At 60.8% G+C, this 11101-nt stretch carries 6 protein-coding genes; 1 reads left to right on the top strand and 5 read right to left on the bottom strand.

What is annotated here, in order from left to right:
• The 5 genes from sprA to dnaX all read right to left on the bottom strand — a co-directional run.
• The coding region (gene sprA, locus R6U20_RS00640) for a cell surface protein SprA (RefSeq protein ID WP_410335939.1) at positions 1 to 4262 on the bottom strand (4262 nt) is incomplete at its 3' end.
• A 597-nt stretch (positions 4263 to 4859) separates the two neighbouring features.
• The gene (locus R6U20_RS00645) at positions 4860 to 6059 is read right to left on the bottom strand and encodes a saccharopine dehydrogenase family protein (RefSeq protein ID WP_410335940.1); all 1200 of its coding nucleotides are present in this window, start codon (positions 6057 to 6059) and stop codon (positions 4860 to 4862) included.
• Positions 6060 to 6152: 93 nt separating this feature from the next.
• A complete protein-coding gene (locus tag R6U20_RS00650; RefSeq protein ID WP_410335941.1) occupies positions 6153 to 6845 on the bottom strand; it encodes a recombination mediator RecR in 693 nt (230 codons plus the stop codon).
• Positions 6846 to 6899: 54 nt separating this feature from the next.
• Entirely contained in the window at positions 6900 to 7241 is a 342-nt protein-coding gene (locus R6U20_RS00655) for a YbaB/EbfC family nucleoid-associated protein (protein WP_410335942.1), read from the bottom strand.
• A 121-nt stretch (positions 7242 to 7362) separates the two neighbouring features.
• A complete protein-coding gene (dnaX, locus tag R6U20_RS00660; protein ID WP_410335943.1) occupies positions 7363 to 9696 on the bottom strand; it encodes a DNA polymerase III subunit gamma/tau in 2334 nt (777 codons plus the stop codon).
• Positions 9697 to 9934: 238 nt separating this feature from the next.
• Between dnaX and R6U20_RS00665 the strand changes: the two genes are divergently transcribed.
• A complete protein-coding gene (locus R6U20_RS00665) occupies positions 9935 to 10519 on the top strand; it encodes an ankyrin repeat domain-containing protein (protein WP_410335944.1) in 585 nt (194 codons plus the stop codon).
• Positions 10520 to 11101: the final 582 nt, after the last annotated feature.

An 11101-nucleotide genomic window follows, 5' to 3' on the forward strand; every position in this document is an offset into this window, starting at 1 on the left:
CCATGCAGGTGCGTATGCATCCGAATGTTGGCATACTTGAGCAGGTCTAATCCCTGCGTAAATGTCTTAAACACGCCCCGCTGCGTCTCGGCTTGCATTTCATCGACCGAGAGGACCATCGACTGCTCGCGGGCCAGGCGCTGTGCGCCCCGGCTGGTGCGGTCGCGCCCGATAATAGCCCCGAGCGGGGGCGAATACGTCGGGTCCTCCTCATTGTTAATGCTGGAGACTCGGAGCGCTCCGGATCCAGCCATTAGCGAGTCCTCCGTCGGCACGGTCTCGGAGGCTTGCCACTGACTGCCCACCAGTTCGAACGAGGCCATACGAATGGTGATAGGCGCGTCGTGGCCCTGCGTCCAGATGCGCATCGACTCAATGCGGTTGAAGTCGTCGATATCGCCGATGCGACGGGTGAAGTCGCGCACCGGCACGCGGGCTTTGTACCAGCCGTTGCCCACCTCACTCACGATGTAGTTGTCTGTGTTTTCGGGCCGCGCTTGTTCAGACAGTTCGGAACGGCTCAGCGGAATGTCGTACTCGTAGTAATTATTTTCGAGATCGACGCTGCCCGTAAAGCTAAGGTCTTCGGTGTTTGGCGAGCGCGAGCGGCCCCGCGCCTCAGACACGTTGGTGGCCAGGCGACTTTGCCCTTCGAAGGTGTTCAGTTCCATCCCCGCAAAGTAGCGGCTGAAGCGATCCTGAATGGTGGCTCCGTTCGGGAAGTTTTCTGGCGGAAAGAGCTCCGGGTCTTCGTAGAACTCGTGGTTGCTGTAGAAGTGGTAGTCGTCGCCTGCCGGGTCGCGCTGGGCACGGGCAATTTCGGCGTCGAGGCGCTCCCGCTGCTCCGGGGTTAACCCGGCCCGATTGACCTGATCGAGCGAATTCAGGAAATCGCGGTACTGGAACTCCTCGGTGAGCGTTTCCGGGTAGCCGCCCTCATGCGACGACACCAACCCGTTGATTCCCAGGTCTTGGGTGCAATCGCTATCAACATCAACGGTGCCGTTTTGCTGGCCAGAAGGCAGCCGGGCCCATCCGTTGATGGAGAAGCTCCCTCCGAAATTGCACGAAAGCCCATCTTCCGCATTGAGACGCCCATCGGGGATGATGTCTTCAGAGATGGTGCCCAGGTTCAGATGGAGCGTCGCATCCCTTCCTGCATCCTCCTGTTCATTCTGTGCATACGGCTTAAAGACAAACTCTACGAACTCCACATTCTGGAGGGAGAAGTCGGTAAAGCCCTCGGGCAGTGAGCGCATCATACCGCCCCAGACATCTTTCGGGTTGCGGATGAACGCATCCATTGCTCGTGTAAAGTTGTAGGGCCCACGGCTCCACGGGTTAAAGTGCAGGTCGAGCGTACGGAGCGTAGGGTCGGTCTCTCCACGCAGGTCGCGCCCGGGGAAGACGTCGCGCGTGTCGACGAGTTCGGTGGCCTCTGGATTGCCACGCACCGAAGAACGATCGGCGACCTGATCGCGGTTGCTGTTGTTGAGCTGGTACCACCCGAGTCGGCCGCGCCAATTGGTACGCAGCGAGTCGTCGGTCAGCGAGGGGGATTCGGAGGATTCATCTGGAAAGAGCGGCGGCGAGGCAATCGTCCAGGCCTCGGGCTGCGACCGAAGCGAGAACGTATTGCGGAAGCCCTCGAAGTCATCAATGAACGAAACGCCGTTTAGCTCATCGGAATCAAAATCGAACCCAGCATCTTGCAGGTCGTCTCGGGCACTGTCGAACGCATTTGTTTGGGCGTGCCCGGGGCGCAGTTGGGCAAACTCGCCTGACACAGAGACGCGGCTGTCGGCGCGGGTTTGAATGAGCGGCAGCGCATCCACAGCGCGGGTGAGCCAGTCGGGCTCCACGTCGGCCGAGCCGTCTACACCCCAGATGGTGTTTTGGATGGGCTCTTCGCCAATGCGAAACTTGTCGGTAGGAGCCCGCTCGCTTAGCCGCATTACGGTGGCCCCGAGCGACAGGCGCTCTCGCACTTCATAGTCGGCCCGCGCCCCCAGTAGCGTCTTCTGCTGCACCTGCGTCAGCGTGTTTTCCTCGTAGTTGATCTCTATATCGCGCCCCGCGGCCAGATAGCTGGGATTGGTGATGTTCACCGTACCGCCCTGGTAGTCTACCACGTAGTCGGCCCCCTCCTGGAGCTCCGTGCCGCCCGACCGGACCTCCACCGAGCCTTCTACAATGCCGGCAAAGGCGTCGAGGTCGAAGAACTCCTGTACGCTACTCTGGAAGGAGCCTCGAATCCGATAGACGTTGTCGCCGCTGTTGTCGCGGGCGGTCTCCTTTTTTTGGCTATACAAGTCGCGAAAGGCAAACTCTTCGCCTACGGCGGGGGTGCTTCCACTGGCTGTGGCCACGTCCACAATCCGATCCCCGAAGGGCTCAAGAAACGGAAAGATAAGGACACCTTCGTCGGGCTCGATGGTAACGCCCGGAATAAAGTCGAATTCGTTGTCGGGACGCGGGGCGCCGTCGCGGTTGAGGCGGTCGAGGCCAAGCACTTGCAGCAGCGGCGTTTGTCCGGCCACCTCGTTAATTGTATTCGAGGCCGACTGCCCCGACGGGTCGTAGTCAATGTCGAGTTCGAAGTTTTCGGCGTTGAAGTTGCGCCCTTGAAGCGGGTAGATGTTGCGCATCTCCAGGTACCAGGACGCCGGGTTGGTTTCGGTGCCGGGCTGTACCGGGTTGGCCGGGCGCACCAGCTTGAGCACCAGGCGGTCGTCGTTAATGCCGCCGCTGGCCCCTCCGCTGTCGGAGGCGAAGTCGCCCACCTGGATGGACTCAGCGCCCTGCCGGTACCGAAAGGCCACAGCGATCGCTTCGTTGGAGCGGAGGTTTTCCTGAAGCGAGATGTACCCGAGCCGGTCGTTTAAGGTGTAGTCGCGCCCCTCTGAGAGACGCCGATACGACCCGACCTGAAAGTCTTGTTCGGTAAGGGGTTCGGGGATTCCTTCGGTCAGCAGCGACGACGGGGTGGAGGTGTCGCCATCGCGCAGGGTCTCCAGGTCGTTGGTGCTGTATTGATGGTTTTGGCTATTTGGTAGCTGCGGGTCGGTGAAGTCGTCGGCTTCGGTGAGTACCCCGGTCGGCTCACCAATATCAACCATGGCCACGCCCCGCCGCACGTTCTGCGCGTCGGGGTCGGGCGAGGTTTCAAGCCGCCACACTTCGATGTCGGTAATGCGATCGAAGCCGTCAAACGTCGTAATGGCGTTGGGATCTTCGAGCGCATCGTTCCACCGGTTGCGGAAGTAGTAGCTCAGGAAGAAGTGCTTGCTGTCGTCATAATCGGTTGCTTTCAGGTCGAACTCGGTGCTTTCGGCGCCCCCTTCAATCGAAAGCGTATTGCCTTGCCCTTCTTGCTGGCTGGCTACGGCGGTGAGACTCAGGTTGCCAAACTGCAACTCGCTCTTAAGCCCAAACAGGCTTTGTCCTCCCCGAATCAGCGACGACGGGGTATCCAGAAAGACGTTACCCGCCTCTACCCGCTGTAGAATTTCGTCTTCGTAGCCGGTGTAGAGAATGCTGACCTGGTTCTGGTACTCGAATGGGTTGTTCGTATCCCAATCGACATCAATTTCGAGCTTGTCGCCGATGGTGCCGGTAATGCCCAACTGCAGGTCCTGGTTGAAGTCGGGGTCGAGCTGTCCCGCCTCGCCGGTTGTGGCGGCGCGCTCCTGACTGGTGCGGTAGTTGAACCCAGCATCGATGTTGGCATTTCCGACGACGCGCAGGTCCACTTCGGGGGATCCGAACACAGTCGAAAAGGCGCTGCTGCGCCCGCCGGGCACCACAACGTTGAGCCCAAGCACGGGATCGTCGCGGGCGGCTTGCTGGCGCCGTGTGGCGGTGAGTTCGCGCCACGAGGCGGTTCGGTCGGCTGCGTAGCGTTCCGCACGGTAGGTCGAATCGGCCACGCGAAAGGTGCGCCCCGCAGCGGTGGTCAGGCGATAGGTTTCGCGGTCGGTGCCAAACGTGAGTGTGTCGAGCGTCGCCGATGGAGCCGGGGCGCGTGGATGAATTGAGGGACTGGGCCGTTCGACAAAATTCGGCCGGCCGGTGCGTGGCCGCAGCAGTCGCTCTGCGCGCTCGTAGGTTGTGTCGGCGGCTATGCGCGCCGTGAGCGTATCCGGCAGAACATCCAGCGTATCCCCCCGAAGTCCGCCACGGTGCCATGTCGTATCGGCCCACGTGGTATCGGCCTCGGCCCATGCGTCAGCAATGTGGGCTCCCTCCGGTATGCTGGGCATAGGAGTAGGAAGCGGAGCGGCAGGCATGGCTCCGGCATGGCTCCACAGAGCAAACGAAATGGCCGCACAGCCTATGCACTGGAGCACGACACCCCAGGGCGACCACCAAACAGAACGTACAGCAATGGATCGCAACGGCACAGATTCCAGGTACAGCAAGAGCAGACGCAGGTCCATTCGGTCATGGACAAGGCTACTTGTTAACGATGGGCCCGGTATGACAAACGGTACGACGAGCCAACCGGGAGCCGGTGATTGCACACCGATTAGGCTAACAAGCAGCCTGTAAGAATGTGGTAGCAATGTGTGCCGATACGCAGCAAGGTTCAGTTCGAGATGACAGGAGGCATGCCATGCAGTTGTAGACTCTGCCTGTAGATTCTGTCTACAGATTCGGCCCGCTGGAATGACAGATGTAGCAATGTAAGCTACGCCCGGTCTCAAGTATGCCGACCTCTTACACCGGCGTCAGCGGCGCAGGCTCTAAACATACGGAGCGGCACGAAGGATACGACAATGTAACACCTGTGCCCCTCGAAGGCAAGTGAAAAACGACCGCTTCCGCTGTGCTGCGCCGCATTGCAGGGTACGGGGGGCCTACGCGGTATGCGTGGCATCGGCGGGCTGCTTGTCGGTCACACGCACATGGCCGTCGTACCATGTTTCGGTGATGTTGAGACCTTGCGTGCGCAGCGCGTCGCAGTAGTCTTCTTTGGGCACAATGGCTTCAGGCACGCGGGCTCCGCCTTCCGAGATGGTGTGCCCGGCAATCATTTTTGCGACCACCACAATGGGAATGCTGGTACACCGCATCATGGCGGTGAGATTGTCATCTTCGTTGTAGCGCTCAACCATTTCGTACACGAGCGTTTTCGGGGCGCCATCTTTCTCGCCTTGCACCATAACGCGCATCAGCACCGCATCTTCGTAGTCGCCGCTGAGGCGCTCGCGCATGCGGCGTACGAGCAAATCGCGATAGGTGAGGTGCGTGCGCACGCCAATTTTGCGCTCCTGGCCAAAGCCCAGCCCGATCACAAAGCGCATTTGGTGCGCGTGGCCTGGCCACCGGATGGTTTTGTGATCGAACGAAGGCACGCGCCCATCGAGCGTATCGGTGAGGGTCGAGAGGCCGCCCTGAGTGCTGAACGCCTCCATGTTTTCGAACGGCCCATCGAAGCGGATGGTCTCGTCGCCCGAGAGCGCATCTACCTCAACGAGCTTGCCATCTGCAATGTGCTGGGCCGGACGCGTGTAGTCGTCGATAATGCGCTCAGCCGACCACGAGATGCGAAAGTTAAACGGCGGTTCGGGATTCAGGGGCACATCGCCCACACGGATTGACGCAGCCGTGGGCCGGTCGAACTGCTCCAGGCCGCGCATGGTGAGCACATTCACCAGGCCCGGCGCCAGCCCGCAGTTGGGCACAATCCAAACGGCTTTCTCCCGGGCTCGATCGTTAAGGGCCAGTTCCTGCTTTACAATGTCCTCGTTACCGCCCAGGTCGCAGAAGTTGACGCCCAGGTCGAGGCACAGCTCGGCCAGTTCGGGATTGAGCTCGGAAGGCGCGCCGCTAATGACGCAGTTACTTTCGCGCACAATCTGCGAGAGCACGCCCAAGTCGCGCGCATCCACCTGGAACGAGCGCAGCGCCCCGTTGTGCTCCACCGAATCGTGCAGGGTTTGCAGCGCCCGCGATCGGGTGTCGCACACCTGCACCTGGTCCACATCATCGTGGCGGCACAGCTCACGTACAACAGCAGCGCCAATGGCTCCGGCTCCAACGACAGTAATGGTCATGATGCATCCAGCTAAGTAAGAGGAAAAGGAAGCCTTGTGTGGATACGAGGGGAAAGGGCTTGCGGAGATACGTAGCCCGAGCTGCCCCAACCGCTACACCGCGCCCCGCCCTTCGAGGGCGCGTGCCAGCGTAGCCTCGTCGGCATACTCCAAGTCGCCGCCGATAGGCAGCCCGCGTGCAATGCGCGTCAACTCCACATCGAACGGTTCCAACAGCTGTGCAATGTAGTACGCTGTAGTGTCGCCCTCCACATTCGGATTTACAGCCAGGATGATCTCGTCCACGGGCACCGGTTCAGGGCCATTGCCGGGTTCGGTGTCGGCCTCGTCGTCGACATCGGCAGCATCGGCAGCATCGGGCGGGTTGTCTTCCCCCGGAAACGAGGGGTCGATGCGCTGGGCCAGTTCGCGAATGCGCAGGTCGTCGGGGCCCACGCCATCCAGCGGCGAGATGACACCGCCCAGCACGTGGTAGAGCCCGTTGTAATCGCCCGTGCGCTCAATAGCGAGCAGATCGCTCGACTCCTCCACCACGCAGATCGTGGCGCGGTTGCGGCGATGCGAGTTGCAAATGGGACACGGATCCTGATCCGTCACCACAAAGCAGGTGGAGCACTGCATCACCTGGTCTTTGACATTGACCAGGGCGCTGGCGAGCGCCTCGACCTCTTCACGCGGCATTTTGAGCACGTGGTTGGTGAGGCGCTGCGCTGTTTTGCGGCCAATGGTGGGCAGCTTCGCCAGCTCTTCCACCAGCGTTTCTACGGATTCGGACGTAAACTGCATGGGCCAGCACAGAGAGCAGAAAGAGGGCGCGGTATGGTGAAAAACCCCGGCAGGTTACAGCCCGAGTTGACCCAGGTCCATCCCCGGAGGCAGCATACCGCCCATCGAGTTCTTCATCTCTTGCTGTGCCATCTCCGAAGCCTCTTCAAGGGCCTTATTCACCCCCGCAATCACGAGGTCTTCGAGCAGTTCGATGTCGTCGGGGTCCACGGCTTCGGGCTCAATCTCGATCGCGGTAATCGTCTGGTTGCCGTTGGCCGTTACCTTGACCATGCCGCCACCTGCCTCGGCGGTTACCGTCTTTTCAGCGAGTTCGTCCTGGGCTTGCGTCATTTTCTTCTGCATGTCCATCATTTTCTTGAACATGTCGCCCATGTTGGGTCCACCGTTAGCCATAGCGCTATAGAGAGATATACAAAGAGAACGTAAGAACAAAAGAAGTTGCTTCGTTCGCAACATGAACGATGCAACGTGCAACACAGGTGGTCGATCCGTATCCATCCGCATGAGCCGACAGCTACCACACGGGTTCGGCCTTAAACATAGTGAAAAGGACGTTGAGTCCGTCGTACTTGGCGCGCAGTGCCTGCATCTGGGCGCGCGGGTCGGCGGGCGTGTCGCTGGAAGAAGAGGACGGCGCCGCATCGGGTTCGGGCGCCTGCACGTCAATTTCGATGCGGTCTACGGCGTCGTTTACCGCATCAGGCAGATGCGTGCGAAGCAGATCGGTGCAGCCCATGAGCGTGTCGCGATGCAGCTTTTTGGGCACGGTCAGGCGCAGCGTGCCGTTGGCGCAGCGGGCCGGACGCGCCTCGCCCAGCAGGCTCCCCACGCCCTTGCGCTCGTCTTTCACGCGCTCCACATACTGCGACCACGCATCGGTCAGGGTCTGGAGCAGCGCGGGACCGGTGTCGGGCTCGGTGGCTACCGCTGGCCCCGGATTCGAAAAGCCGGTGGCGGAGGCTTCTTGCATCGTATTCTGGGGCGCACCATCGCCCGAGGAGCTGTCGTCGTCCGATAGCGCAGGCGGGTTGAACAGGTCATGATACCCGGCGTCGTTGCCGGCGGGCGCCTCCGAAGAGGCAGGCTTCGACGATGAAGGCTCTGAGCGCGGCGCATCGGGGGCGTCATCGTCTGGCGGCGCGGGCGTTGTATCCTCGGAATCGTCGGGGGGCGCAGAGACCTCGTCATCGGTCTCGTCTTCGGCGTCCGCTTCGTTTTCGGGGTCGGCAGCGTCGGTGGGTTCTGGAGTAGGTTTGGGGGAAGCAGAGGCATCGGGCGTGCCCGGCGAGTCCTTCGCAGTGGATGCAGCATCGGGGCGCGGCGTGCGGGCTGGTTCGGCGGCGCGGGCGGTCAGGTCCTCGGCCGTAGGCTCCGTCTCCGTGCCCGTGTCGGGTTCGCTCGTGGTGGATTCGGAGGCGGGGGCGTTGCCTGACTCACTCGGCTCCGTGCTCGGTGATGGCTCGGCCTCGGCGCTACCGGAGGATGAGTCTTCCGGAGAGCGGGCGGATGCGCTCGACGGCGTGGAGCCGCGCGCCTGTTCCTGCGAGGCGCCTGTTGCCTGGGACGTGGAATCGCTGGTGGGGGGCGGTGCCGATGCGGGTTGGGACGCCGTGCCTTCGGTTTCCCCCTGAGAACCGGACGACGGTGACTCTTGCACAGGGGCGGCGGTGGGCAGCGTGCCTTGCTCGGCGTGGGCTTCGAGCGTGCTGAGCTGGTTGAGGGCCTGTTGCAGATCGCCCGCACGGCTCAGGTGCGCCATGTTGAGCAGGGCCAGTTCGAGCTTCAGGCGGGGCTGGCTGCTCTGCTTTACGTCGGTTTCGGCATCGCCCACGATCATGAGGAGGCGCAGCAGATCGGCCTCGCTAAAGCGCTGGCTGCTTTCCACGTAGCGCGGACGGGCGCTCTCGGCGATGTCGGAGAGCGCCTCCGGACCCAGCGTGTGCGCTACGAGCAGGTGACGCAGGTGCTCGGTGAGTCCGGCCAGGAATTCTTGCAGGTCGTAGCCGGTGCTCATCACGCGCTGCACGAGCTGCAGTACGCCGCCGCTGTTCTGGTTGGCCACGTGGTCGACCAGATCGAAGAAGAGGTCGCGGTCCACGACGCCGAGGGCCTGCGCGAGTTCGCTGTAGGTGAGGGTTTCGCCGCAGAGCGAGACGGCCTGGTCGAAGGCGCTGAGGGCATCGCGGAGGGCGCCGTCGCCTTTGCGGGCAATGAGCATGAGCGACTCCTCGTCGGCGGTAATGCCTTCGCTCTCGCAGATGTGGCGCAGGCGCGTGACGATGCGGGGCACCGGAATGCGCCGAAAGTCGAACCGCTGGCACCGCGACAGGATGGTGGGCAGTACTTTGTGCGGCTCGGTGGTGGCAAAGATGAAGAGCACGTGCGGCGGCGGCTCTTCGAGCGTTTTCAGCAGCGCGTTGAACGCCGAGTTCGAGAGCATGTGCACCTCGTCGATGATGTACACCTTCTTCTGGCTGCCCTGTGGCGGGATGCGCACCGACTCGCGCAGCTCGCGGATGTCATCGACCTTGTTGTTGGAGGCGGCGTCGATCTCGAAGATGTTGAGGCTGCGCCCGTCCTCGAACGACTGGCACGAATCGCACGTGCAGCACGGCTCGGCGTTGTCGGGGCGCTCCTCCAGCGGCGTTTCGCAGTTGATGGCTTTGGCCAGGATGCGCGCTGCGGTGGTTTTGCCCACGCCACGCGGTCCGCTAAACAGGTAGGCGTGCGCCAGGCGATCCATGCGCAGCGCATTTTTGAGCGTATCGGCCACATGGTCTTGGGCCACCAGATCCGAGAACACCGCGGGGCGGTACTTGCGGGCGGTAACGAGATAGCGGTCGGCCATGGCGTAGGCGAGGCGGCAAACAGAATGGGCGAGTACAGATGCGAAGCATGCAATATACAACCTGTACGACAGGCCGTCAACTCTGTACAGTGGGTATGCTACGATGCAGCCAAGCTGTCGTTGCGCGGTGGCGCCGATCGTTCTGTGCCTGAAACTTTGGTGCGGTGCTATTCTGCGAACACAATAGTAAGATACCCCTCAATACAAAGAGCGAGTTCGCATGTAACGGATGACGTATATGTTGGCGCTTAGGTGGGCTGCTGTTTTCGTTTGCGGGTGTGCCCCTCCTCCCGAGGAAGCGCTTGTTGATCGGGGGTACGCATTAGAAACGCAAGACTTTTACGACGCGGCGCGGCATGGAGATACGGAGGCTGTGCGGCTGTTTATTGAGGCAGGGATGGATCCTAACAAGCGAGCACGATACGGCTTCTCGCCTCTGATCGGTGCTTCGTCCTATGGCTCTGCAGAAATTGTAGATATGCTTCTTGAAGTTGGGGCTGATCCTAACGTACAGGGCAATCGCGGAGAGACGGCGCTCAGATTTGCTGCTCTGGAGGGGCATGATAACATCGTGGCTTTGCTTCTGCAGTTTGGCGCCGATCCTAACATTAAACAAAAGGGCGGGGATACGGCACTGATGGGAGCCGCTTTTGGTGGACATATCGATGTGATTCAGCGCTTGCTGGATGCAGGTGCCGATCCTTTGCTACGCTCCGAAGATGACGAAACGGCACGGTGTATTGCCCAGGCGCAAGGGCATGAGGGAGCAGTTCGCGTACTCGTCTGCGCTGTGGAAGAGCAAAAGGGCGATTCAATGGAATAGAGCAAGTGCCGCCATGTTTTCAGAGGACCTAAGTAACGGCATGTGCGGGTTTGTCTCACGATGGTCATTGCTCTGCGACAAAGCGTGATGGCCCTGTAAGAGGCACGCGTGGAGTCCTGATTGCGTCCTGGTCTTGCAATACGGACGGGGCAGAGGGGCCCGAAGGGTCATGCCTGTTGTGCCCCTGAATGGCAGCGTCACGAGGCGGAGCCTCGCGACGAGTTCCGATGTGAAAGCGATAACGGCGTATCTCCTTCCCCTGTAGGAGCAGTCCCACATAGATTGCAAAAAAACCTGCACACCGCGTTAAGTAACTTCAATTGTGGTTTTGGACTTTGATCTGCTCAAAATCGGCTCTGCCAGCCGTTGCGAGCTGTTTTTTTTAGCGCGTAAATCTCCAAGTATGCGTTGTACTATACATCTGATCGCTGTTGAACATACAGAAATGCTTTTTTATGCCCTCACACCGTCATCCCAGACGGAGCGGAGCGACGATCTGGGATCCATGCCCCAATGGAGGGATGTATTAGCGGAGTGATATTTGAACACATCGGCATTTACGTATTCCGTAATTCATTCTTA

The sequence above is a fragment of the Longimonas sp. genome (assembly GCF_046498435.1).
In the GTDB taxonomy this organism is placed as follows: domain Bacteria; phylum Bacteroidota; class Rhodothermia; order Rhodothermales; family Salinibacteraceae; genus Longimonas.